General features: G+C 72.9%; 20 protein-coding genes and 1 pseudogene. 10 read left to right on the plus strand and 11 right to left on the minus strand.

Annotation, left to right across the window (positions count from 1 at the left end; translation table 11 throughout):
* Positions 1-291: 291 nt before the first annotated feature.
* Positions 292-873 carry a telomere-protecting terminal protein Tpg gene (gene tpg / locus IEZ20_RS32885; protein WP_444545265.1) on the minus strand — a complete coding sequence of 194 codons (582 nt, stop codon included), beginning with the start codon at positions 871-873 and terminating at the stop codon, positions 292-294.
* Positions 874-1,106: 233 nt separating this feature from the next.
* On the opposite strand from tpg, the gene IEZ20_RS32895 reads away from it, so the two are divergent.
* Positions 1,107-1,448 carry a DUF2690 domain-containing protein gene (locus tag IEZ20_RS32895; protein WP_189305452.1) on the plus strand — a complete coding sequence of 114 codons (342 nt, stop codon included), beginning with the start codon at positions 1,107-1,109 and terminating at the stop codon, positions 1,446-1,448.
* Positions 1,449-1,996: 548 nt separating this feature from the next.
* A complete protein-coding gene (locus IEZ20_RS32900; protein ID WP_189305453.1) occupies positions 1,997-2,965 on the plus strand; it encodes a serine protease in 969 nt (322 codons plus the stop codon).
* A gap of 216 nt (positions 2,966-3,181) precedes the next feature.
* Here the strand turns inward: IEZ20_RS32900 and IEZ20_RS40840 are convergent, their stop codons facing one another.
* Positions 3,182-3,376 (minus strand): hypothetical protein, encoded by a 195-nt coding sequence (locus tag IEZ20_RS40840; protein ID WP_189305455.1) that lies wholly within the window; start codon positions 3,374-3,376, stop codon positions 3,182-3,184.
* A gap of 49 nt (positions 3,377-3,425) precedes the next feature.
* Between IEZ20_RS40840 and IEZ20_RS32910 the strand changes: the two genes are divergently transcribed.
* A complete protein-coding gene (locus tag IEZ20_RS32910; protein WP_189305456.1) occupies positions 3,426-3,863 on the plus strand; it encodes an SMI1/KNR4 family protein in 438 nt (145 codons plus the stop codon).
* 16 nt (positions 3,864-3,879) lie between these two features.
* On the opposite strand, the gene IEZ20_RS32915 is transcribed toward IEZ20_RS32910, so the two are convergent.
* Positions 3,880-4,731 (minus strand): hypothetical protein, encoded by an 852-nt coding sequence (locus IEZ20_RS32915; protein ID WP_189305458.1) that lies wholly within the window; start codon positions 4,729-4,731, stop codon positions 3,880-3,882.
* Between the two features lie 369 nt (positions 4,732-5,100).
* Here IEZ20_RS32915 and IEZ20_RS40910 point away from each other — a divergent pair, with 369 nt between their 5' ends.
* From IEZ20_RS40910 to IEZ20_RS32940, 5 genes and pseudogenes are all read left to right on the plus strand, one after another.
* Positions 5,101-5,283: a hypothetical protein gene (locus IEZ20_RS40910; RefSeq protein ID WP_189305460.1), complete on the plus strand. Its 183-nt coding sequence runs from the start codon at positions 5,101-5,103 to the stop codon at positions 5,281-5,283.
* Between the two features lie 304 nt (positions 5,284-5,587).
* On the plus strand, positions 5,588-6,343 hold the full coding sequence (locus tag IEZ20_RS32925) for a (5-formylfuran-3-yl)methyl phosphate synthase (protein WP_189305543.1): 756 nt from the start codon (positions 5,588-5,590) through the stop codon (positions 6,341-6,343).
* A gap of 257 nt (positions 6,344-6,600) precedes the next feature.
* Positions 6,601-6,783 (plus strand): annotated as a pseudogene (locus IEZ20_RS32930) (aldehyde dehydrogenase family protein); the annotation flags it as partial.
* 19 nt (positions 6,784-6,802) lie between these two features.
* Positions 6,803-7,909 carry an NAD(P)-dependent alcohol dehydrogenase gene (locus IEZ20_RS32935; RefSeq protein WP_189305463.1) on the plus strand — a complete coding sequence of 369 codons (1,107 nt, stop codon included), beginning with the start codon at positions 6,803-6,805 and terminating at the stop codon, positions 7,907-7,909.
* 80 nt (positions 7,910-7,989) lie between these two features.
* Positions 7,990-8,895 (plus strand): class I SAM-dependent methyltransferase, encoded by a 906-nt coding sequence (locus tag IEZ20_RS32940; RefSeq protein ID WP_189305464.1) that lies wholly within the window; start codon positions 7,990-7,992, stop codon positions 8,893-8,895.
* A 151-nt stretch (positions 8,896-9,046) separates the two neighbouring features.
* On the opposite strand, the gene IEZ20_RS32945 is transcribed toward IEZ20_RS32940, so the two are convergent.
* Positions 9,047-9,580, minus strand: a complete 534-nt coding sequence (locus IEZ20_RS32945; RefSeq protein ID WP_189305467.1) for an EF-hand domain-containing protein — start codon at positions 9,578-9,580, stop codon at positions 9,047-9,049.
* A 650-nt stretch (positions 9,581-10,230) separates the two neighbouring features.
* On the minus strand, positions 10,231-11,124 hold the full coding sequence (locus IEZ20_RS32950; protein WP_189305469.1) for an NADP-dependent oxidoreductase: 894 nt from the start codon (positions 11,122-11,124) through the stop codon (positions 10,231-10,233).
* Between the two features lie 69 nt (positions 11,125-11,193).
* Between IEZ20_RS32950 and IEZ20_RS32955 the strand changes: the two genes are divergently transcribed.
* Together IEZ20_RS32955 and IEZ20_RS32960 are read left to right on the plus strand one after the other, a co-directional pair.
* Positions 11,194-11,799 carry a TetR/AcrR family transcriptional regulator gene (locus IEZ20_RS32955; RefSeq protein ID WP_189305471.1) on the plus strand — a complete coding sequence of 202 codons (606 nt, stop codon included), beginning with the start codon at positions 11,194-11,196 and terminating at the stop codon, positions 11,797-11,799.
* Positions 11,800-12,009: 210 nt separating this feature from the next.
* Positions 12,010-12,750, plus strand: a complete 741-nt coding sequence (locus tag IEZ20_RS32960) for a class I SAM-dependent DNA methyltransferase (RefSeq protein ID WP_189305473.1) — start codon at positions 12,010-12,012, stop codon at positions 12,748-12,750.
* Positions 12,751-12,910: 160 nt separating this feature from the next.
* Here the strand turns inward: IEZ20_RS32960 and IEZ20_RS32965 are convergent, their stop codons facing one another.
* From IEZ20_RS32965 to IEZ20_RS32990, 6 genes are all read right to left on the minus strand, one after another.
* Positions 12,911-13,348 carry a nucleotidyltransferase domain-containing protein gene (locus tag IEZ20_RS32965; protein ID WP_229896395.1) on the minus strand — a complete coding sequence of 146 codons (438 nt, stop codon included), beginning with the start codon at positions 13,346-13,348 and terminating at the stop codon, positions 12,911-12,913.
* Positions 13,349-13,789: 441 nt separating this feature from the next.
* Entirely contained in the window at positions 13,790-15,556 is a 1,767-nt protein-coding gene (locus IEZ20_RS32970) for a thiopeptide-type bacteriocin biosynthesis protein (protein WP_189305475.1), read from the minus strand.
* Between the two features lie 7 nt (positions 15,557-15,563).
* A complete protein-coding gene (locus IEZ20_RS32975; RefSeq protein WP_189305477.1) occupies positions 15,564-17,546 on the minus strand; it encodes a TOMM precursor leader peptide-binding protein in 1,983 nt (660 codons plus the stop codon).
* Positions 17,543-19,750 (minus strand): hypothetical protein, encoded by a 2,208-nt coding sequence (locus tag IEZ20_RS32980; protein ID WP_189305480.1) that lies wholly within the window; start codon positions 19,748-19,750, stop codon positions 17,543-17,545. The genes IEZ20_RS32975 and IEZ20_RS32980 overlap by 4 nt, the downstream gene beginning before the upstream one ends.
* Complete coding sequence (locus tag IEZ20_RS32985) at positions 19,747-20,934, minus strand: lantibiotic dehydratase C-terminal domain-containing protein (protein WP_189305482.1); 1,188 nt, start codon at positions 20,932-20,934, stop codon at positions 19,747-19,749. The genes IEZ20_RS32980 and IEZ20_RS32985 overlap by 4 nt, the downstream gene beginning before the upstream one ends.
* Entirely contained in the window at positions 20,931-23,915 is a 2,985-nt protein-coding gene (locus tag IEZ20_RS32990) for a lantibiotic dehydratase (RefSeq protein ID WP_189305484.1), read from the minus strand. The genes IEZ20_RS32985 and IEZ20_RS32990 overlap by 4 nt, the downstream gene beginning before the upstream one ends.
* Positions 23,916-24,153: the final 238 nt, after the last annotated feature.

Consider the following 24,153-nt stretch of genomic DNA (forward strand, 5'->3'; position numbering starts at 1 on the left):
CCCTCGATCATGGCACGCGGCGCAGAGCGCCACCCGCAACATCTGAGATTCAGAAGGCGTTATCAGGCGGGAACTCCTGTTTGGTGCCGCTCGGACGAGGCTCATGCGCCTGGCCGGCCGTGAGCCTCTTCGAGGCCGAGCCCCAGACGCAGGTCACCCGCAGCGAGACCCAATGCACCCGTGCCTCCCAAGCCATCGACACCGGATGCTCTGGTCGCCAACTCACGCGCTCAATCGCCAAATGAAGCGCTCAGTCACACGGGGGCTCGCGGGCTGTTCGGGGTGCGGCGACTACAGGTCGAAACCGAGGTGCTCGATGTCCGTGAAGCGGACCTCTTCCAGGCTGTCGGCACGGCGGCCGCGGTCCTGGAAGTACACCTCCTTGAGTCCTTCGGCCACGATCTCCTGGAGCTGCTGGTCGGTGGCGCCGGCCTCCTGGGCCTCGAAGAGACGAGCGGCGGAGTGGGGCGGCAGCGCGACGGTCAGGTGCCGGACACGGTCCTCATCCGTCGACCCGATCGGCGCGGTGTAGCCCATGCGGGCCCGGGTGTCGATGACGGTGCCTCCGGTCGTCGCTGCCGTCCGCCGGGCTCTGGCGCGGATCTGGGGCTGCCACCGCTTCTTGACCTCGTGCTCCAGGCGCGCGGCGAGGTCCGGGCGGCGCTTCTTGATCTGGTCCTTCACGTACCGTTCAACGGTGCGCTGGGAGATCCGCAGCAGTTGGACGACCGCCTTGGTGCTCTTTGGCAGGCACGTCCAGGACCAGGCCGCCGGTGCAGTACGCCAGCACTTGCCCGTCGGCGCCGACGACCGCGAGCGGTCCGCTTTTGAAGCGCGGGTCGGTGCCGCCCGCCAGGGTGTTGGCGGGGGCAGCCTTCCGCGTGCCCGGGCGGCGTGACGTCGACGTGCGCCTGGCGGTGCGCGCCAGGCGCGGCACGGCCTGCTCGGCAGGAGCAGCGGTCTGGGTGTTCTCGGGTGCGGTCATGCCCGCAGCCTCGGAGGCCGCGCGTGTGGACAGAGTCCGCTCTGTCGGAGCGGACTCGCAGGTGAAGGTGGTCGGCGCCGCGCCCGCTGCCGCCGCGGCCGCGGGGTAGAGCCCCGCCAGCTTGTTCAGCAACCTGGCGTACGCCTCCCGCTCCGGGCCACGCGGCTCGGCCGGCTTCTTCAGCGGCTCCCGCCCGGACACCGTCGCCCGGCGCACGCTCGAAATCCGGCTCAGCCCCAGCTGTCAGGCAGGGTGGATACGCGCCTGGCCCACTCACCCTGGCGTCCGCATCGAAATCGCCGGTCCTAACGCACACCCGCGGAGCGCTGTTGCAACAGCACAGCCGAAGGACAACGTAGTGACGACGACAATGATCGCCGCCCCCCACCCTCGGAATCTGCGCGCCTGCTATTACCCATCCTTCGGACATCCCGGCAAGGAGTGCTTCGACGGCGCCAGCTGACCAAGCCGGTGCCGCCGAAGCAGGCCAGCATCCGTCTCCAGCCCCTCCTGCGGGCGTCCAGGACCCCGGCCCCCGCCAACGCAGCCGGGCCGGTCCGCGCGGGGCGGCAAGCCGTCACCGGCGGACCAGGAGACCGCGGCTGTGCTGTACGAGCATCTGGTGGCTTCATTCACGGGTCGTGACAGCGGTTGTTCACGGGATCGGGAGTCACCCCGATCGACGGTCGGGTGATGTTCACGAGTTTTGACAGCACTGCGGTTCTTGCTGGGACAGCATCGGGATGCTCCTGGTGAAAGGGGCTGTTCATACCGCAGATGTCGAAGCATCGGCCGTTCCGGGTCGCAGCCGGCGGGTGACTCCCTCCGGGGACTTCTCCGGCACTCTGCGAAGTCCTTCGCCGGGCAAGCCACACTCCGGGCGCCGGGCTTTCCCCAGTACAGAGGGGGGCTGGCCCCACCATCGACCGGCCCGCTGCCCGGATGGTCCGGCAGGCACCGGACGACGAGGCTGAATGCATACGGATCCACCAAGCAAAAAGGGAACCCTCTGTGTTCAGCTTCAAGCCGCTGCGTCGCCGTACCGCCCGCACCGCTGCCGTCGGCGCTCTGGCCATTGCGGCCTGCGTCATCGTCATGACCGGCAGCGCCGGAGCCATCGTCAACGGGTCGGACTCCACCGAGAGGTACCCGTTCATGGCGGTCATCCCGGCATCGGCCCCGGACCAGGGTCTGATCGATGGGAACTGTGGGGCGTCGCTGATCGACCAGCAGTGGGTGCTGACGGCAGCCCACTGCGTGAAGGGCGAGGGGCTCAAGCTGGACGGCATCGTGCGGGTCGGCAGCGACCACCGCAAGTCCGGCGGCACCGTCCGGAAGATCGACCGGACCTACGTCCATCCCGGCTATGTGAACGGCGACAACAAGGCCGCCAACAAAAACGACATCGCGCTGATACGCCTGGACCGCCCGGTCGCCCAGCAACCCATCAAGATCGCCGAGCAGGCAGGGCGGCCCGGCACGCCGACCCGGCTCCTGGGCTTCGGCACCACCGTCGACACCAAGTTCAAGTTCCCGGACCGGCTGCAGGAGCTGAACACCCGCAGGGGCGCCGAGTCCGAGTGCGCGCCCGGGTACGCGGACCGGACCCGGCTGTGCACGATCACCACCGTGCCCAAGGCCATGGCGTGCTTCGGGGACTCCGGCGGACCGCAGGTCCAAAAGGGCCGGAACGGCCGCTGGGAGCTGATCGGCGTCACCTCGGGGCCTGGCGCCCCGAACGTGCCGTGCTCGCAGGGCCCCGGCCTCTACACCAGCGCGCCCGCATATGCGGGCTGGATCGACAAGACCATGAAGACCAACAGCGCTCCGTCGACTACGGCCAAGGGCTCCGACCTCGCCGAGACCGGCACGAACGACAACACCGCGGCGATTGCCGGCGTGGCCGCCACGCTGATCGCCGCCGGTGGCGGCGGCACCACCCTCGCCATACGCCGCCGCAAGACCCGCCACGCCGCCTGAGCGCACCGCGCCCCGCCCCTGGACCCCAGCGCTGCCGTCATTTCTCTTGAACATCCGCGAGTCGGCCGGTGGCCGACTGCTGCTGAAACTCATCGACAAACGCTGTCGGTGAAAGCGAACGAACCAAGCTGGCGTTCGGCGACGTCGGGGAGGACCAGGAGCACGGCCAGGAGCAGGAGTTCTTCATCAGCGGACTTCGACCACCTATGCAGATGGCTACGGCGCCGGCAGCTCGTGCCGCGCATCGCCCAGCGAGGCATCGAGCCATCCGGCCGCCTGGGCCGGCACCGCTGAGTGGTTGAGCGCATCATGTCCTGGCTGAACGGGTGCCGTCGCCTGCACCGACGCCACGAGCGCAAGGCCGAACACTTCCTGGCCTTCGTTGGTATCGCCGGCATGCTCATCTGCCACCGCCGATGCGGTACAGGCGCCCTGGAGGTGGTTGGCTAGGCTCCGGATCATGTGGAGACAGGCAGCGACAGCGGTCTTTCCCGGCGTGGGCTTCCGGGAACCGGCCCAGGCATCCGATCTCGTCGCGGCGGAGACGCGACTCAGGCGAACGCTGCCGGCGGAGCTTCGGCAATTGCTTCTCGAAAGCAATGGGGTAATCGGGCACACTCACGTGGACACCGTCTGGCCCATCGATCAGATCGTCGAGAGGAACCTGCTCTTCTGGTCCGACCAGACGTTCGCGCAGCTCTACATGACGTTCGACGCCTTCCTCTTCTTCGGGGACAACGGAGGCGGCGACCAGTTCGCCTTCGTGCAGAAGCCCGAGCGTCCCGACATCTTCGTCTGGGAGCACGAGAGCGACAGTCGTCGATGGGTCGCCAACAACCTGCAGGACTACCTCGTCCGTTCGCTCCAAGCCGGTGGCGACGACTGGTATCAGCTGTAACCCGGCCGGCCCCCGATCATGAGCCGACACCACGTGCGGGGATGGTCCCTGCACGGCGCCGCCCACCTGGGGTTGGTGAACTTCCAGTGGGCTGTCCCCGTCCCGTTGCCCTTGTCGCCCTGGGCCGGGCCTTGATCGTGGTGTCGAACAAGAACTGTCCGTCGGCCTCCTTGTCCTGTCCCGTCTTCCGGGAGGGGAACTTGCCGTCGTTGACCTTGCACTTGCCTTTGCACGTGCCCTTGCCGTTCGCGCTGCCGCCCTTGGCGTCGCCGGAAGCGCCGACCTGCACCAGTTCGACCTGGTGGGCCCACCTCTCGATGCTGTGGTCGCTGTAGGCGTAGGCGATGGCCAGGTAGTGCATCTTGCCGGTGACCCGCCCGGTGTGGACATCGCGCACGGTGACGTCGGCGGCGAAGATGCCGCATGCCTTGAAGCGGGTGTCGTAGCAGGTGTTGTTGGCGCCGTGGTCGTCGCACCAGTCCGGTGCCGGCCAGGCCGTGATCGCTGCCTGACGGTCGGCAGCGGACGGCTTCGTCCAGGAGACACAGGCGAGGGGCTTGCTGCTCCCGTCGTCACGTGCCGCCTCAGCTGGGCGTCGCAGGCGGCCTTCGCTTGGGCAGCAGTCGTCGTCGGCGTGATGGCCGCGGGCGCCGGCGCGTCGGCCCGGCAGGCTGCGACGGCGATGTGGGGCTTGCCGACTCCGGGCGGGCCGAGCAGGGCCGCGTTCGCCTTGGCTTCGACTAACGACAAGGGTGGACAGGTCCTTCACCTTGCGCGGGTCGAGGTCGGGCTGAAAGGAAGAGGCTTCCGGCGGCGTCGACGAGGCAGTTCTTGCCGACCGGTCGCAGGTGCCGCTGGGTGACGGCATAGGGCGTCTCGGGCAGCGGCCGCGAGGCCATGTGGTCCCGGACAGCCCCAGGCCGATGACCCCGCCGTGGGTGTGGTGGGTCCGGGCCCGCCACACAGGCATCCAGGCCGTGAACGCGGAGTCCAACTCCTTGAGGGAGGCACATGCCTGGCCGGCCAGGACGTGGTCCCGGACGATGTCGACCTGCCGCTCGGCCCGGCCTGTGCCGGTGGGGGAACAGGCTGCCAGGACCTCGATGCCGAAGTCGTAGTGCCCTGCGAACGCGACCGCATCCGGGTGCAGCGGAACGGCATCCGGACCTTCGGGATCCCGGCGTGGGCGAGGATCTTGCCCTCATCTCCCCGGTCGGCTTGCGCCTGGGCTCCGGGAATGAACCTCGAACCGGCGGTGCGGACCCGCCAGTTCATCGGGAACGATGCCGACCTCTTCCGCGATCCGGGGCCGGGCTTCGTGCAGGTGGAGCTTCACACGCTGGTAGTTGCCAGTGGATCCGTGCTCCTGGACCAGCCGTTCATGGACGACGGCACCCTTGGTCGGGGTTTCCGCCCGTAGCATCGCGTCGATCCCGGATCCCCACGTACGGGCAGGGCGGTCAGTTCCTCGAAGGCAGACGAGTTGCCGCCGGTCCTGGCAGGCGTGTGCCGGCGCGGACGAAACCTCACTAGATTTATTGCTTTGCCCGGTGATGCCCGGCGCATCGTGCGTGGGCATGCGTGGGCAGAAGCGCCCATAGATTCTCCGTGCGCTCTCCCGGTTCCCGTGGGTGACGGAAATGATGAGCACACCGCACATGAACCAGGTGATCCGCGGTCCCCTGTCCCCCGGCCGGGCGGACTGACGGCGGAAGGAGTCCATGGTGTTGCTTCTCATCTCCCCGGACGGTGTCGAGGAGGCCCTCGACTGCGCGAAGGCGGCGGAGCACCTCGACATCGTCGACGTCAAGAAGCCCGACGAGGGCTCGCTCGGTGCCAACTTCCCCTGGGTGATCCGGGAGATCCGCGACGCGGTACCGGCGGACAAACCGGTGTCCGCGACCGTGGGGGATGTCCCGTACAAGCCCGGCACGGTGGCGCAGGCCGCACTCGGCGCGGTCGTCTCCGGCGCCACGTACATCAAGGTCGGCCTTTACGGATGCACGACGCCCGACCAGGGCATCGACGTCATGCGCGCGGTCGTCCGGGCGGTGAAGGACCACCGCCCCGAAGCGCTCGTCGTCGCCTCCGGCTACGCCGACGCCCACCGGATCGGCTGCGTCAACCCGCTCGCCCTGCCCGACATCGCCGCCCGCTCCGGCACCGACGCCGCCATGCTCGACACCGCGATCAAGGACGGGACGCGGCTGTTCGACCACGTGCCGCCTGACGCCTGCGCCGAGTTCGTCCGGCTGGCCCACACGGCCGGCCTGCTCGCCGCCCTCGCGGGCAGTGTGAAGCAGGCCGACCTCGGCCCGCTGACCCGCATCGGTACGGACATCGTCGGGGTGCGCGGAGCGGTCTGCGAGGGCGGCGACCGCAACGCCGGACGGATTCAGCCGCACCTGGTGGCCGCCTTCCGGACGGAGATGGACCGGCAGGCCCGCGAGCACGCGGCCGGCGTCACCGCCGGGAGCTGACCGCCGGCATGCCCACCTCCGAGCCCGACCGCAGCCCCCGACGCCGGGCCGCGCAGGTCGCCGTCGTCGGTCCGGCCACCGGGGACGCCTCCGACGAGGCCCCCAAGCAGCAGCCGGACACGCTGGACACCGTGATCGACCGGTCCCGCCGGGCCTGGCACGCGTCCACTCCCCCGCCCGGCTCCACGCCCAGGCCGCCGAAGCTCTCGCCGAGCGCGCCAGGACCGTCGCCGTCGGGCCCGGCCTCGCCTCCCGGCCGGGCCGAAACGTCGGCCGACCGGCGCGAATGCGGTACGGCCTCGATCGGCCACCACGCCGAACCGTCCCTGGCGCAGCCCTTCGGGGGCATCAGGGACAGCGCCGTCGGCGTGGCGGGCGGACCGTGGGAGCCGTCCGGCAGCCTACGGCCGTTCGTCGTCCACCGCCCGCGGGAGGCGTGAGGAATGGGAGGCGTGAGGAATGAGGTTCCAGGCGGCCGTACTGCGCTCGTACGAGGACCCGTTCGCGGTCGAGGAGGTGGCCTTGCGGACGGAACCCGCCGCGGGCGAGCTCCTGGTCGAGATCGCCGGCTGCGGGATGTGCCGGACCGATCTCGCGGTCCGGCGATCGGCCGGCAGCAGCCCGTTGCCGGCCGTACTCGGCCACGAAGGATCCGGGGTCGTGGTGCGCAGTGGCGGCGGCCCGGACAACGCGATCAGCGTCGGTGACCACGTCGTGCTGAGCTTCGACTCCTGCGGGCACTGCCAGAACTGCCGCGGCGCGGCTCCTGCCTACTGCGACTCCTTCGCCTCCCTCAACCTCTTCGGAGGACGTGGGGAGGGCGCGCCGCGGCTCACCGACGCGGACGGGAGAGCGCTGGCCCCGCGGTGGTTCGGCCAGTCCTCCTTCGCCGAATACGCGCTCGTCTCGGCCCGCAACGCCGTCCGGGTCGACACCAAGCTGCCCGTCGAAATGCTCGGGCCGCTCGGCTGCGGCTTCCTCACCGGCGCCGGAGCCGTACTGAACACCTTCAGTGCCGGCCCGGGCGACAGCCTCGTCGTTCTCGGCGCGGGAGCCGTGGGCCTGGCCGCGGTGATGGCAGCCACCGCCGCCGGCGCGCTGACCGTGGCCGTCGACCGGCATCCCCGACGGCTGGCCCTGGCCGAACGGTTCGGTGCCATCCCGCTGCTCGCCGGAACGGCAGGACTGGCGGAGCGGATCCGGCGGCTCACCGACGGCGGCGCGCGGTACGCGCTCGACACCACGGCCTCCGCCCCGCTCGTCAACGAGGGGCTCCGCGCACTGCGCCCGACCGGCAGCCTCGGCCTGGTGGCACGGCTCCACGACCCGCTACCGCTCGAACCGGGCACACTCGACCGGGGCCGCAGCATCCGCCACATCTGTGAAGGCGACGCCGTCCCCGGGCTGCTGATACCGCTGCTGACCCGGCTCTGGCAGGCTGGACGCTTTCCCTTCGATCAGCTCATCCGCACCTACCCGCTGACCGACATCAACGAGGCCGAACGTGACTGCGAGGCCGGCCGCGTGGTCAAACCCGTCCTCCTCCCGGCCGGGAGGAGCCGGTGAGCACGGGACGCGGCGCCGCGGACCCACCACATCCGACGAGCAGGAAGCTCGCGGTCCCCGCTCCCGCCGACGGAGGAGACATGACTGGCACGGCGCCACAGCACACGGACGTGGAAGGCGTGGACGGAGGCGTCGGTCTGACCGCCCTCCTGGTCGCTGCGGCACGGGCGATCGAGACCCACCGCCACGACGCTCTGGCCCAGGACGTCTACGCGGAACACTTCGTGCGTGCCGCCCCGGCGTGCGCGGACTGGCCGGTGCGCATCCAGCAGGTCCCGGGCGGGGACGGCAACCCGCTGTGGGGGCGGTTCGCCCGCTACTTCGGCCTGCGGACCAGGGTCCTCGACGACTTCCTGCTCGGGTCGGTCCGGACGGGCCCCCGGCAGGTGGTCCTGCTGGGCGCGGGGCTGGACACTCGCGCCTTCCGACTGGACTGGCCGTCCGGCTGCACGGTCTTCGAGATCGACCGAGCAGGCGTGCTGGATTTCAAGCACCACGTGCTCGCGGACCTGGCGGCCACCCCGAAGGCAAAGCGCGTCCCCGTACCGGTCGACCTGCGCGCGGACTGGATCACCGCGCTGATCACCGTCGGCTTCGACCCGGCCGCACCGAGCGTCTGGCTGGCCGAGGGACTCCTCTTCTACCTGCCGGGGCCCGCCGAGACGTACCTCATCGACATGGTGGACAGGCTGACCACCGAGGGCAGCGCGCTGGCCTTCGAGGCCAAACTGGAAAAGGACCTGATGGTGTACCGCGACAGCCCGATCTACACGGCGACGCGGGAACAGACCGGCATCGACCTGCTCCACCTGTTCGACAAGGGGCCACGACCCGACTCGGCGGGCGTCCTGACGGCCAAGGGCTGGTCCGCCTTGATGTACACGCCCTTCGACTTCACCCGTCGGCACCGACGTGGCCCTCTCCCCGAACCGAACGATGCGCTGGAGGGAAACCGGTGGGTGTTCGCGCACAAGCCCCGGTCCTGACGCCCGCGGCGGTCATGACGACGTCCGCACGGGGACGAGGGCGGGGCCTGCCGCAGGCCCCGCCCGGTGGGACGCGTTCCGATGGAGGCGGCGGTCAGGGTGCGTCGCAGTGGTCGCCGCTCCCGCCCGAGGATGCCGCTGGCGGGGCGTTTCAGACGGTCCGGGCGGCCACCAGTCGGTCGCCCGGGATCCCGGCCAGGTCCGGCGCGTAGTAGTCCTCGATGCCGGCGGCCCACGTAGCCACGGTGATGCGGTCCTCGGCGTCCGGGCCGAAGGCGTCGAAGAGGGCGTGGATGTTCGCCTCCTCGAAACCGATCGCCGTCATGAGCGACACGAAGAGCGGGCGCTCGATCAGGCCGTCCCCGTCAGGGTCGCCGAGTGCGGCGAGCGCCTCGGCGAACTCGGTGATCGTGGGACCGAAGCGCTCGGGGTCGAGCACGAACGGACGGAACTCGTCCACGGTGATCACACCGTCGCCGTTGGCGTCCAGTTCAGTGGCCAGCGTCGTCCAGTAGCGGCGGAACGCGGCGCGGATGGCGTCCTTGGCGCTGTCGTCCGACGCAGCCGCCGCCTCCAGAACTCGGCCCGTCATCAGGTCGAAGTCGTCGGAGTCGATGACTCCGTTGCCATTGGCGTCGAAGAGGGAGAAGACCAGCTCCACCCGCTTGGCGGCCTCAGTTCGCATGTCCATCACCTGTCTTCTGCAACCCGACGGTTCCGGGTCTGCCCGATGAGAGCCTCTGCCGCACCGTGTGGGGGCACACGCCCAACCCGGCCCGTGCAGCGGCCATAGCCCATGGAAGCGCCATGAACGGCCGCGGGGTCCCGATCTTCGCTTGTGGTGACAGAACGACTGCCGGATGAGCGTGGGTGACAGGTCGGCTGCCTCCCTTGAGCCAACCAGACTGCTTCGACCGATCCCGTTCGTCAGCTCGTACGACCCCGCTGGTGACAACCCCCGTGCGTCGGCTCGCCCGTACCGGGGCCCCGGCAAGAACGGCGGTGCGCCCGGGAACTTGTGCGTCACGGTGCACGTCGCCGACCGAGCAGCCGTCGGTCTCAGGCGCACGAAGCTCCGTCGCTCCGGCACGGGGCCGCGCGGGCGCGCTTCTTGGACGCAGAAGGCGTACCTTCCCGATGATCCCGTGATGTCCGAGCAGGCCCGCGTTCGCAGCGCGGGTCGGGAAGGTACGCCCCTGCTCAGCGCGCCAGATGCTCGCCGCCGCACTGGAGGCAGAAGTCAGCCAGTTCGTGTCCGCGGCGTCCGATCAAGCAGCGGGATCCTGGTCGGCGTCGTCCTCAATTTCTGATTGAGGACGACACGCAGTCTGGTCTTCAGACAACCAGGACCCGGCGCCCGCGTGTGTGGCCGGCCTGGCTGTCGATGTGCGCCGCCGCGGCCTCGGCGAGCGTGTACGACTTCTCGACCGGGATGTGGAGCTTTCCTCGCGAGATGAGGCCGACGGCTTCGGCGAGCGCTTCCGGCACGCTCCCGGCCACGCCGGAGAATCGGACACCGAGCTCCGGCGCACCGAGATCGGCGATGGAGACCACCTTCTGCGGGTCCCCGGTCAGTTCGACGAGCTCGCGGATCACGCCCGAGCCGGCCAGGTCGAGGGCTGCGTCGACATGGCCGAGCTGCCGCACCCGCTCGACCCAGCCCTCGTCGTACGTCGTGGCGAGGGCGCCCAGGCTGCGCAGATAGTCCTGGTTCGCTGCCCCGGCGGTCCCGATCACCGTGATGCCGCGGTCGCGGGCGATCTGCAGCACCGCCGATCCGACTCCCCCGGACGCGCCGCTGACCAGCAGCGTCTGCCCGGATCGCACACCGACCTCGCGGATGATGCGCAGCGCGGTCTCCACCACGGAGGGGTAGCCGGCCGCCTCTTCGAACGTCAGGCCCTCGGGCATACGGGCCCAGGCCGACAGCACGGCGAACTCGGCATACGTGCTCGTGCCTTCGCCGAACACGCGGTCGCCGACCTCGACCCCTTCGACGCCTTCACCGACCTCGTCCACCACCCCGGCGGCGTCCAACCCCACTCCGGCGGGCAACTCGATCGGATGAGCCCCCAGGACCTGGCCTTCGCGGAGCCTCCAATCGACGGGGTTCACGCCTGCCGCCCGTACGGCGATGCGTATCTGGCCGGGGCCCGCGTGGGGCTCCTCGGCATCTATGAGGTGCAGAACGTCCGGACCGCCGAACTCGGCGAAGCTCACCTTCTTCATGCAGGGACCGTAACACTAACGGTTAGTGTTTTGAACCTGTTATGGATTTGCACCTGATAGCGTGAGGGCATGACCGTGCCGACCGGACGCCGTGAGCGCAAGAAGGCCGCGACCCGCCAGAAGATCGCTGACGCCGCCCTGCGGCTCTTCCTGGAGCGCGGGTACGAGGCGGTGGGCATCCGTGAGGTGGCCGCCGAGGCCGACGTGGCCGTCACCACGCTCTTCTCCCATTTCGCCTCGAAAGAGGCCCTGGTCTTCGAACAGGACGAAGACTTCGAGCAGCGCCTCGTGCGGGCGGTCACCGACCGGGCGGCGCACGAGCCGCTCGTCCCCGCGCTGCGCCGCGAGATCCAGGCCTTGGTGCGGCACTGTACGGCGGACAGTGCCGCCCCGATCTGGCGCATGATCGACGCTTCACCCGCCCTGCGGGAGTACGAAGAGTCGATGCGGCTGCGCCACGCGGAGTCGCTGGCAGCGGCCATCGCCGCCGATCCCGACCTGTCAGGGACCCCAACGGCCTGCCGGGCGATCGCGAGGTTCGTGATCGACGCCTATTCGCTGGCCCGTGAGGCGGCCGATCCGCAGGCCGCGGTGGGCGAGATCTTTCAGATGATCGAGGCGGCCTGGGCCGTCACCTGTCCCTCCGGAAACTCCACCGGCACGGCCGGACCGTAGTCAGGACTCGCCCCTGCCCCGCGCCGTTTCGCCGAACCCCAGCCACAGAGCAGATCGGTGGGCGAGCCGACCTTGGGCTGCTAAACGTTGCGAGACCATCCATCGCTCTTCGTCAACCCGATCTGCCTTCAGCTCATCCACAGGTCTTGACGATTGCTCCGGTCGTAAATCCGTGGACAGTCCCCGCAGCGCCCGGCAGAGTGGCCGCCCGTGACGAGCAGTGAACTATGGACCCGTGCTATGGCCGACCGCTACGACACCGAGGAGACCGGCATGTCCTCGGCCGCTGTTCTCGGACCGACGCTCACCTTCCTCACCAGCCTCGCCGGAACCGGCCGGGCGCTGGAGTTCGCCATCGGAACCGGACGAGTAGGCGTCCCGCTCCGGGAACGCGGCGTACCCGTTGTGGGCATCGAACTGTCCGAGCACATGGTGGCGGTCTTGCGGCGCAAGATGGACGAGGACATGCTCCCGGTCGCCCTGGGAGACATGGCCACAACCATCGTCCCCGGCGAGTTCACCCTGGTCTATCTCGTCTACAACACGATCACGAACCTGCTCACTCAGGACGAGCAGGTCGAGTGCTTCCGCAACGCCGCACGCCACCTGGCGCCCGGCGGCCGATACGTCGTCGAGCTGGGCGTGCCGCCACTGCGGCTCCTCCCGCCCGGGCAGGTCGCGGTCCCGTTCGACGTCTCCGAACGGCACCTCGGCTTCGACACCTTCGACCTCGTCGAGCAGATTCTCGTCTCGCACCATCTCACCCGCGACGGCGAAGACGGCCGCTACCGGCGGGGCAGCTCCCGGCACCGGTACGCATGGCCGGCGGAGCTTGACCTGATGGCACGGATCGCGGGCCTCGAGCTGGAACGGCGCGTCGCGGACTGGGACGGAGCGCCGTTCACCCAGGACTCCCCGAAGCACATCTCCGTGTGGCGCAAGCCCATCTGAGGACGCCCCTCCCGGGGTCCCACTGGCGTCCCGCCGGCGGGCGCTGACACCGCGCCCTGCCGGAGCGGCTGATCAACGCCAGCCACCAGGTCGTCATGGACGGCCCCGGCCACCGGCTCGGTAAGCGGCCCAAGGGCTCCACCGACAATCCGCCGGTCGATCAGCAGGCGGCGAGAAGGCCGGCAAGGATGCCTGCCGGGTCGTGCAACACGCGGGCACCGTCGGTGACGACACGATGCGTCCCATGATCGACTGGATCTGTTCCTGCCCAGGTCGGGGAGCCGATGCCCAGCTCGACTTCCAGGCCGGAGGCCGTGGAACAGCGTCGTTCCGTGAGCGGTCCCCACGGCTGGGTGCGGATCGGTTCGCCCAGGCCGAGTTCCACGGCCCAGGCATCCTCACGAAGGTACCGGGATTCCTCCGTGGTGAGCAGGACGACGTCGATGTCGGAGTCCGGTCGCGCGGTGTTGCGGGCGCACGATCCCACCAGGAGCAGGCCGACGATGTCTTCGCGGTCCCTCGCCCAGCGTGTGATCCGGTCGATGACCTCGTTGATCTCAGCAACCCGCTCCGGCGGCAGCGCGGTCGGAAGGTTCACTGACTGATCGTCGCCATGCACCTCGAATGTCCCTCACCGAATAGCCCGGCACCGGCATCGGACAGCTTCTCAGGCCGGCGCCGCGACAGCCACCACCAATGCCAGCGAAGGCCACGATGGCGCAGGCCCGAGCCGGTGGACCAGCTCCACATCATGCGCTGCAACGGGCCCCAACGCGCGGATCGCGCAGGAATTCGACGGCTGGACGCCAGCTCGCCGCGCTGATCACCGACAGCGACGTCGCGCCGGTGAGGCTCTCGCCGCGCACCTCGACGACAGCCAGACGGCGCTCATCGAGTACGAGCAGGCCATGGTCCGCCGCTGCGCCGACACGGAGGAGATCTCCGGGATCAACTCTGCCGACGGCACAGCCCACGGCCTGATCAGCATGGTCACCGGGAAGGGCCGATGAGCCACTCGCGCCCCGGACCGGCGTCCCCCTCAGGACCCTGGTCCTCGGACGACGCTCCCGGTCGACGCGGTCGGCAGGGCGGGCGGGACGGGGCGGCCCAAGGGAAGGAGGTACTGCACCGGCTCGTCCAGGCCGTCGAGGCCGAGGAGTTCATGGGCCAGGTCGTCGTGGAGGCCGCCCAGCGGGAGGGTGGACAGGCCGAACGCCGCCGCGGTGAGCAGCAGTGTCTGCGTGAGGTGGCCGGCCTCCAGCAGCCCCAGCCGCAGTGCCCGCAGGCCGTAGCGGCGGCGCAGCAGTCCGAGGTCGAGGTGGACCGTGAGCACCGCCGGGGCCTCGTCGATGCCCACCGCGTCCGGGTCGTCCGCCGGCCGGGAGAGATACGAGGACAGCGCCTTGAGGTCGGCGACGGCCGGCGCCGGGCCGATCAGCCGCAGGGCGCGGCGCTCCGGTACGCAGTGGTACGTGCCCGCGGCCAGCCCCGCGACGTCCAGCGCCACCAGGCGCACGCGCACGCTGTAGAGGGCACCGGCGCTCGGGTACGGGCGGTGCCGCAGGGTGCGTACGGTGCCGTCGGAGAGCGGCTGGTGCGTCGTGTGGCTCTCGGCGTACGCGGACCACAGCACCCCGCCCAGGATCTCCGCGTCCAGCGGCCCGTACAGCGGCCCGCGCACGGAGCCGCGCCGGCGCAGTGTCTCGGCGAAGGACAGGTCCGGCAGCGGAGCCGAGGGCAGGGGAAGTTCGGTCGCCGACCGGGTCGCCGGGGCCGACGGCGGGGGCAGGTCGCGCAGCTCGGTGTCCTCGGGCCGCCCGATCCGGAACTTGCTGCGCTCCAGGTACTGGTAGTCGGCCGCGCGGTGCCCGGCGGGGAAGAACCCCGGGTCGTCCTCGGTCTCCAGCAGGGTGCGGGCCGCGAGGTGGCAGACGGCGCGCTCCTCGTCGGGGGTGACGCCGAGCCGGTTGAACAGCATGTGCAGCTGGGAGGCCCACACCCAGGGCAGGCGGTGGGCGGCCTGCCCGGCGGACACGGCGTTCCGCAACCGGGCGTCCGCGGCGCGGACCCGGCGTACCCACTCCGCCAGCCATGGCGCGGCGCTGTCCGTGTCGAGGGCGGTGCGCAGAGCCCCGGCCCGGCGTACCAGTGCCGGCCGCTGGAGGGCGAACACGGCGTTCACCCGGGAGTGGACGGCTGCCCCGGGCAGCGGCTCCACCTCGGTGATCCAGCGCCAGGAGGCGGCGTGCCGGCGCAGCCAGCCCGCGGCCTGGAGTTCGTCCAGGCCGAGCGCCTGGGCGGTGGCGAGGGCGAGGTCGAGGGCGAGCGGGAGCCGGGCGGCACGGTCCGGGGTCGCGCGCAGGGCTCCGACGGCCGCACGGGTGGAGTGGGCGAACACCTCCTCCGCGAGGGGAAGCGCGGTAGGGCCGCCGTAGCGCTCGGTCTCGGGGACGTAGGGGACCTCGCGCACCTCGCCGTGCCGCAGCGGCCAGGGGCCGGTGAACTGCGCCGGCCGGGCCGCCGCCGACTCGGCGAGTCTGGCGGGCAGTTCGGCCGCCGCACGCGCGGACAGGGGCCCCCGGAAACGGATGCGCAGATGGGGGCCGCCCTCGCCGTAGCGGATGAAGAACCAGGCGGCGCGCGAGTCGGCGGTCAGAGCGTCCATCAGCGGGGCGAGGTCGTCGGTGACGAACGCGTCCGTCTCCGCGCCACCGGTGTGCAGAGCGACGTGGAAGCTGTGCCAGGGCAGCGCGGGGTCCTCGGGCGTGGTCCCGGAGGCGGCCGGGCGGGGGCGGGCGGTGGTCATCGCGTCCTCACGGGAAGGGATGGGGGTGCAGGGGCAGTTCGTCGTGGCGCGGTGGCCGGGCGGTACGGCCCAGCCGGTGGGGTACTTCCAGCAGCCGGCCCAGTCCCGTGGTGCGGCGGTTGACGTGCCCGAAGGTCATCGGCAGCGTGCCGGGGACGATCACCTTGGCGCAGTGCAGGCCCAGCCTGTCGCGTACGCCCGGCTCGTCCTGCGTGACCGCGATGACCTCCAGGCCCTCGGCGGCCAGCCGCTCGACGGTGCGGTCCAGCAGCCGGGTCAGGTCGGTCACCGGCTCGGGCGCCCCCGGCCACCTTTCCCGCCAGGGCGCCTGAGGGGTGTCGGTGAACAGGAAGTCCAGCCGGGGCTGCGCTTCGGGCAGCGTGTTGAGGCCGACGTGGTCGTCGAGGTCCAGCACCAGCTCGGGGCGGTCCAGCATCGGTCGCAGCCGCTCCGGGTCCCGGGGTCCTCCCGGGGCCGAACGGCGCGCGGCCTCCTGGACGTTGGTGACCACCTCGGCCACCGCCGAGCGGATCGCCACCCGGGGATCGTGGTGGGCGCCGGCGGCCAGGAACGCGCGGGGCGCGCCGGGATGCGAGCCCTCGTAACGGCAGAGCGAGATCACCGCGGGTATGCCCAGGTCGTTGGTGGCGTCCAGCAGGGTCAGGCGGTAGCGCAGCAGCACGGCACGGTCGGCCAGATGGGTGACCTCGGGGTCGTCCGCGGGTACGGCGACCCGGGGCAGCGGGGTGCGCGCGTACCAGGCCATCAGGAAGGCGTCGCGTTCGGCGACCTCGAACAGCCCGTACAGCGCGGCCTCCTGGGGGCTGTTGCCCAGTCCGCAGCCGTTCGAGGACTCGTACACCACCCGCGGCCGGTCCGGGCCCGGTACGTCCCAGTACGCCACGTGCTCGGGCACCGCCACCGCGCGGTGCTCGGTGAGCGACCAGCCGTACACCCAGTCGAGCGCCAGATCCGGGGAGTACGGCACGGTCCGCCGGGCGGGGTGGCCGTCGAACTCGGGGTCCGGCAGGCCGAGCCGGACGGGGTCGAGTACGGCGTGCTCGCCCGCCGCGACAAGGTCGGCGTACGAGGCGCGCAGCACCGTGCGGCGGCCGGTGGGCCGCATTCCGGCGAACCGCTCCACGCTCTCGAACAAGGCGACCCGTTCACTGGACTCGAAGTCGCCCGCCCGACCGTAACCGCCGTCGTCGAGCGAGCGGCCGTCCGTCACCCAGGCGGTGGTCAGCGCGAACGCGGAATCCTCGGTCCGAAAGAGCCGGCGCACCGGGCCGAACCGCTCGTCGTGCAACGCGTCCCGCAGCCGGGCGGGTGTCGTCCGGGTGTTGGCGCCGCGCAGCACCGACGGATCGGGCAACGGCCGGGGGCCGGCGGGCAAGCGGGCGGCGGCCGGGGAGTCGTCCGGCAGCGGCCGGCACACGGGACAGCCGCCGACCGGCCGGACACGGTGGCTGGACCAGGTGTACCGGTCGCCGTGGAGGACGTGAACGACGGCCCAATCCTCGATGGCGACCGGGCCGGAGGCGCCGGGGTCCGGTCCCGGCGGGCCGGTCGTGTCCCGGCCGTGCCGGTCGGCGGCGGACTGCTGCGGTCCCGGCGGGACGGCCGTCAGCAGGTCCGCCGCGAGCCGCAGCGCCGCTTCGGCCAGCGGCGGGGTGCCGGTGCCGCCGAGCGCCAGCCGTGGGCTGTGCCACGGCACCCGGCCGCCCGCAGTGGCCAGCCGCTGGTACTCCGCGCAGCCGGCGCAGGCCCGCGCCCGGGGATGGAGTACCGGTCCGATCACGGTCAGCGCCCCGTCCTCGCGCACCGGCACAAGGCGCACCGGGTGGGCCAGGGCGTGCCGGCTGAGCCGCTCGGCCAGTGCGAGGTCCCACGCGGTCAGCCGTACGACGGCAGTTCCCCGGACGGTCGCGAGTGCCGCCTCCGGATCGAGGACCCGGACGGGCAGGGTGTACGCGTCCGCGGTGTTCATCGTGGACCTCCGGTCAGGATCGTGAATCCGGAGGCGCGCAGGGCCTCGGCGAGAGCGGGCCGGCCGGTGCCCCGCCAAGGGGCGGGGCGCAGGCCGGTCAGGCGGTACAGAGCGGCGCGCAGGGCTGGTTCCCGGGCGGCGATCCCGGCCAGCCAGGTGTCGGTCCATCCCTCGTCGGCCCAGTCGGCCGGCTCGGCACCGGACGCGGCCAGCGGGGCCACGGCACCGCTGAGCGCGGTGTGCCGTACCGGGCCCGGCACGTGCTCCGCCGCCATCACGCGGGTGACCGCGTCCAGGGCGGCGAGGGCCACGGCGTCGGCCGCCGTGGCCTCGACGGCCCGGCTCACCGTGCCGGGGCCGGCACCGGTTCCGCTGGAGGCCGGGCGGACTCGGACGACGGCCAGGTGGGCCCCTCCGGGCCCGAGCCGCCGGACCGACAGTTCGGCGGGCCGGCCCATGCGTTCGGTCAACACGGTCCACCAGTGGCGGGCCTGCGGGTGCGTGCGCCAGGCGTCGTCCCCGGCGGCGCCGGCGCAGCCGTCCGCGCAGCCGTCCGCGCAGCCGTCCGCGGCAGCACCCACGCAAGCGTTCCCGGCGGCGCCCCCGCGGGCGTCCGCTGCGGCGGGGTCCCGCTTCGCGGGCAAGGCGGTTTCCCCCTCGATGCCGCCGAGGACGGCGCGGCGCAGGGCCCGGCCGAGGGCGTGGCCGGGGCCCGCCCCGACCGCCGGGACCGACGAGCCGTCGTCCAGGGCGAGTTCGGCGGCCCGGCAGGCCGCTTCCAGCCGGGCGAGGTCGGTCCGTACCGCCCCGGCGACCAAGAGTCCCGCCGGGGTCCGGCAGGACACGAGCGAGGCGGGGAGCTGCGGCAGGTCCGCGGGCAGCGGCGCGTCGAGCACTCCCAGGCGCGGGTCGCCCAGGTCCGTGACCCGGCGCAGGGCCTCCCCGAGGTCCTGTGCGGGCGGGGCGTCGGGCCGGCGGCGGCCGGCACGCGGGGCCGCGGCCCACGGGTGGTACGTCGCTGTGGGCGGGTCGGCCCGGGCGATCAGCACCGCCGGGTGCCGGGCCCCCGTCGTGCGGGAGGCGTTCTCGGGTTCGGCGGGATCGGGAAGGCCGGCGACGGCCGCGAGCAGCCGCCCGGCCGCGGCACCGGCGAGCAGTGCGGCATGCGTGCGGGACGGTCCGCCGGTGGCAGCCGTCCGCTGCGGCGCCCCGGGACCGACGGCAGTCCCGGACGGGTTCGGGCCGGGCGCGGCCGGCCGTGACCGCGTGGCGGCGGGGCCGCTCGGCGTCCCCGGTGCCGCGCCGGTGGTGGTGCTGTCGTCTGTGGCGAGGCGGCCGGCGAGGGTGGCGGCGTCGGAGCGGACGAGGCGCGGGGGTCCGGGCTCGGTGACGAAGCCGCCGTCGGCGGTGCAGGACACGGCCAGTGCCACGGCTCCGGACGGCACGTCAGCCGTGATCACGGCCTGGTCCGGGGGCAGCCGGACATCGGTGGTGACCCGGGGGGCCGCCCCCGAGCGGCGGAGCGCCCCGACGAGGCTCACGGCTAGCGGACCCCGGGGATCCGCTGCGGCGACGACCGGTCGCGCGGCCCGGATCGCCTCGACGGCCTGTGCCGGGTGGGCGGCCGACGAGCCGGGCCAGGGCGGGAGTTCGGCACCGTCCGGGTGCTCGACCAGGAGGTCGTGCTCGCGCAGCCGGGCCGTGAGGGTGGTCAGCGCGGCCTCCACCCGGTGGCCGGCCTGGTCGCTCGCGGCGCCCTCGGTCCGGGTGCCGGCTCCCGCTCCGCCGTCGGCCCGGACCGGGCTCCCGGCCCCGGCTCCGGTGTCCGCCCGGGCGCCGCTGCCGGTGTCTGCCCGCGCCCCGGCATCGGCCCGCGCCCGGCCGTCACCGGGCACCGCGCGCTCCATGACAGCGAGCGGGTCCGCGGCGAAGGGATGCCCAGCGGGCGGGTCCGCGCTGAGCCGGTCCGAGAGCAGGCGCCACAGGGCCGGCAGCGCGCGGCTGCCCTCCAGCGTGACCGTGACGCCGCGACCGCGCAGATGCAGCCCCGCGAGCAGCGGGGTGACGGCCACGCCGGGCCGCAGCCGGAGCCGCCGTACCGGCCTCGGCTCGGGCGCCAGGGGGGCATCGGGGGCCGACTGAGTGGCCCCCATGCCCGCAACGGGGTTCTCCGGCGCACCCGATGCGGCGGAAGCGGTGGTCATGAGGAGCCCTCCACCGCCGCGATCACCTCGTCGACGCGCGCCTGCCAGGTGTGCCCGGTGAGCTTCGGCACCGTGCGCACGAGAAGGTGCGCGGCTAAGTACCGCTCCACGGGCCGTACGTCGCAGATCGCGAACAGCCGGTAGAGCGCGTTCGTACAGGCCCGGTAGATCAGGTAGTCGGGCCGGCTCCACATCCTGCCCTCGGGGTCCGAGCGGCGCAGCCGGCGGTGGAACTCGCTGTAGCGGGTGCGTACGTCCTGATCCCAGCGCTCGGCCACCGTCCGGTCGCCGAGCGCTGCCGCCCGGTCCCGGTACTCCAGGGGGTCTCCGGTGAAGTCCGCGCCCGAGGCGAACCGCTCCTCCGCGATGCGCCACGCCTCGGCGGACCAGTCGGCCCAGGCGCGTTCCCAGCCCGCCGCCCCGCCGCCCGTGATCCGTCCGACCAGGGCGGTGACGGCCGGTTCGGTGGCCTGCCACCGGCGTTCGAAGGCCGCCCGCAGGCGCCCTCCTTCGTCCTCGTACACCAGGAAGTCCTCCAGGTGCGAGACGAACGAGTAGTGACCGCCGACCAGACCCTGCGGGTGTGCCGCGGCGTGCGCGGCCAGCGCCGCGACCGCGAGCTGTACCCGGGCGGCGGGCGCGGCACCGTGCCCGGTCAGGAACGCGCACCCGGTCTCCAGCGCCGGCAGGCCCAGCGCCAGCAGGTCGTCACGGAGCCGGGCCCCGTCGGACCCGATCAGGGCGCGCAGGGACGACTGGTCGACCGGCTCGACGCGGACCGTGCCGTCCGGGACGAGCGGGCCGTACGGCGGGGCGATCAGCTCAGCGCGGCCGGCGACCGCGGCCCGGGCGAGCAGTTCCTCCTCGTCGACGCGGGCGGCCGAGGGATGGCCGGCGGCCCAGCCGCGCAGGGTGGCCGCGGCGCGCTCGGCGGCCTCGGCCACCGCGCCGGACGTGCCGCGCAGCCGGAGCCGCACGTGCGGGCCGTACAGCCAGTGCCGTTCGACGTGCGCGGCCAGCCCCTCGGCGGCGGCCCGGCGGGCCAGCGGCAGTACCACCTCGCGCAGCAGAGGGGCCTTGTCCTCGCGGTAGTCGTACAGCACCACGTCGAGGGCCACGGCGGAGCCGGGCACGGCCGGGTCCTCGGGTGCGGTGGCGCGTGCGGGACCGGCCGAGGTGCTCATCGGGTGCCTCCTCGACGGGGCGCGGACGGGGCCGGGTCCGCGGGTGCGGCAAAGGCGGCCGTACGGCGGCGTGCCGGGCGGTACGTCTCCACGACGGACTCGACGGCACGGGCGGGACGGTCCCGGCCGCCGAAGACGGGCAGGGCCTCCTCCAGGACGACGCCCCGGGGATGACGTGCCAGCCAGTTGCCCAGGCAGCGCAGGTGCAGGGCGTTGCCCAGGTCGAGCGCCTGCGGTTTGGGCGCCCGCAGCCGCGCGACGAAGTCGTCGACGGCGCGTCCGGCCGGGGGCTGCGGGACCGGGTGCACGAACAGCTGCTCCGGCAGGTCCAGCAGGGCCCGCCAGCGGGTCACCGCGGCCACCGGCACCTCCCGTTGCTCCGCTGCGAGGTCCGCGCGCAGCGCGTCGAGCGCGGCCGGGCCGAGGTGCCAGCGACACCGGGCCAGCACCAGATGCCGGTGGCGCAGCCGTGGTGTACGGACCACCGGTCCGCCCGGCGCGTCCATGACGTGCCGGGGCAGCAGGGGGCGGAAGTCCACCGCCCCCGCCGGATGGTCGCAGAGGTACGGCGCGAGCCGCTGCGGCAGCATGACCGGGGCGAGGAACCCCAGATAGAGAACGTCCAGCAGGTCACCGGTCGCCCGTACCCGGAAGCGCAGCCGGTCGGTGGCCGCGTCGTGGACGAGATCCACGTCGGCCTCGGCGAGGGACGTGCGTCCGTGGTCGGGTCCGATCTCCTCGGCGAGCAGCAGCGGGTGGAGGTTGGCGTTGAACCCGCCCACCGGCCGGATCTGGGCCGCCCGGGCGCCCCCGAGGCCCCGCCGCAGGCGCTCGCCGACCGCGGCCGCCGCGCCCGCCGGCAGGGCGTCGAGGAAGCGGCTGGTGAACCGGCCCCAGCCGCCGTAGACGTGGTTGACGCACAACAGGTCTTCTTCATGGGCCCGTTGGACGAAGAGGGAGTAGCTGAGCGGTCGGGCGGCCGTCCAGTCGGGCAGGCGGGCGGCGAGAGCGCGGACGGGACCGGCCGGCAGGACCACCTCGGCGGCCGTCTCCCCGGCGGGTCCCGCCGCCTTCCGCGCCAGTCCCGTGAACTCCTCACGCAGCCGCGTGAGTTCGGCCAGCCCGGCGGGCAGTGCGGGGTCGTCGGACGGCCGGGCCGCGTGGCGGCCGGATTCCTCCCAGGCGGCGGCGGTGTCGGCGCCGAAGTCCCACGGGTCGCGGCAGACGCCGCCTTCCCCGTAGCGGGCGACGAAGCGGTCGCGGGCGACCCGGCTCATCACATGTCCGAGGTCGAACAGCTCGGCCAGGGAGGTGAGTTCGGTGAGCGCCGTCTGATCGGCCGAGGTGAACGGATCGTACCCGGCAGCACGGTCCTCGTACGGCGGTGCCGTGGTGTCCGCTTCCGTGTGCGGCGCGATCGGCGGGCGGCGGGGGGACAGTGGAACGGGGGTGACGACATCCTCGGTGAGGACCGTCAGCGGGGCCGCGTCGGGCGCGACGGGCCGGCCGGCGTCGGCGAGCAGCTCGTGCCAGCGCACGGTCAGGGAGGTGAGCAGGGCGGGGCGTTCTGTGGCGGGGGTGGCCGAGAACCGGGCCGTGTCGTGGGCGAGCCGGGTGATCCGGTCGGCCAGGGAGGCGTCCGCGGGCCATTGGCCCAGCCAGTCGGCGAGTGCCAGGAGGGGAGCGGGGTGCTGGGGGTCGACGGGCTCGGCGGGCACGAGCAGTCCCGAGTCGGCGAGCCGGTCCACGAAGTGCGTGACGGCACAGTCGTCGGCCGTGCGCCCCAGGCCGGCCGCGAGCCGGGCGGTCAGCGTGCCGAGGGTGAGCGGGCCGTCGGCGAGGGCGGCGGCCAGCGTGCCCAGCGCGGGGCGGGCGGCCACCTCCACCGAGTCCTCCCTGCTGACGAGGTACCGGCCACCGGCGAACAGCGCCTCCGCGCGGGCGAAGCGCGCCCGCCCGTCGGCCACCCGCGCTGTGCTGGTCAGCCGGTGGGGAAGGGCGCGGCGGCGGCGCGGCTCGTCGAGCAGGGCCGCGGTGAGCGCGGTGACGAGCGTGCGGTTCTCCTTGACGACGGAAATCGGTGCAGCGGAGGGCTCGGGCCCGGAGGCGGCGGCATCGGCGTCGGCCGTTTCGGCATCGGCATCGGCGGCCCTGTCGGCATCGGCGGCCGTTTCGGCATCGGCGTCGGCATCGCTGGCCGTGTCGGCGAAGGGTCCGGCCGCCCACCCGACGGCCGTCAACCACGACAGCGGACTGGTCTTCGTGCTGGCCCGCAGGGCGTGCCGGAGGACCGAGGCCTCCTCCTTGCGTACCCGCCGACCGTGCGCGCCCTCACCGGCCCTGTTGACCGCCCGCAGCAGGTCGGCACTGGTCAGCGCGATGGCCCGGGCGAAGTCGGAGGAACGGCAGAGGCCGGCGAGCGCCTCGCGCTCGGCGGCCAGGGCGCGCGGGACGGCCGAGGCCAGTTCGTCGGACAGCCCGGCACGCAGCTCACGCAGGGCGAGCCACTCGGCGAGCCGCGGCACCCGCTCGGGGAGGGTGCCGAGTCGGCCGAGGAGGGCGGGGCGCGGCTCGCGGCCGTTGTGCAGGGCACGGCGGAGCGGGAGGACCACCCGGCGGTGGAAATCCTCGTCGTGCGCGCCGCGCGCGGCGAAGAGGTCCTCGCACAGGGCGGCCCGCACGGCGGTGTCCCGGGCCGCCAGAACGGTGAGCCGGGCGAGCAGGGTCCGCACGGCGGCGGAAGGGGCGCTCTCGGCGGGGTACGCCAGCGCGGTCGTCCGGACGAGGGCGTAGGGCGCCATCCGTGCGTACGGGTCCGCCGGATCGGAGCGGCCCGCTTCGTCGTACGGGTCCGCCGGGGCGCGGCGGTCCACCAGGTCGTACGCGGCCGCCGGGGTGTCTGTCGCAGCCGGTCCGGACGGGCCGGCCCGGTCGGGCGGCGGCACGCGCACCGGGGCCGCCGGCGGGACGGGGTACGACATGACAGGGGCTCCCGGCATACGAGTCGGTGGGCGGGTGGGACCGGTGGAGCAGGCGGGAACGCGGACCGGGCGAGCACCTCGGCGAACCGCGCCGGGACGGCAGGGCCGGAGCGGGCGCGGGCTCGTGCGGCCGGCCGGGCAGGACCGGCCTGCCCGGCCGGCCGCACGATGACCACCCCATGCGCCGGCCTCGCGTGGCACGGGACCGGGGGCGGATCAGGACGGCACCTGACGCCCT

Origin of the sequence: Streptomyces cinerochromogenes (genome assembly GCF_014648635.1) — a bacterium.
Classification (GTDB): domain Bacteria; phylum Actinomycetota; class Actinomycetes; order Streptomycetales; family Streptomycetaceae; genus Streptomyces; species Streptomyces cinerochromogenes.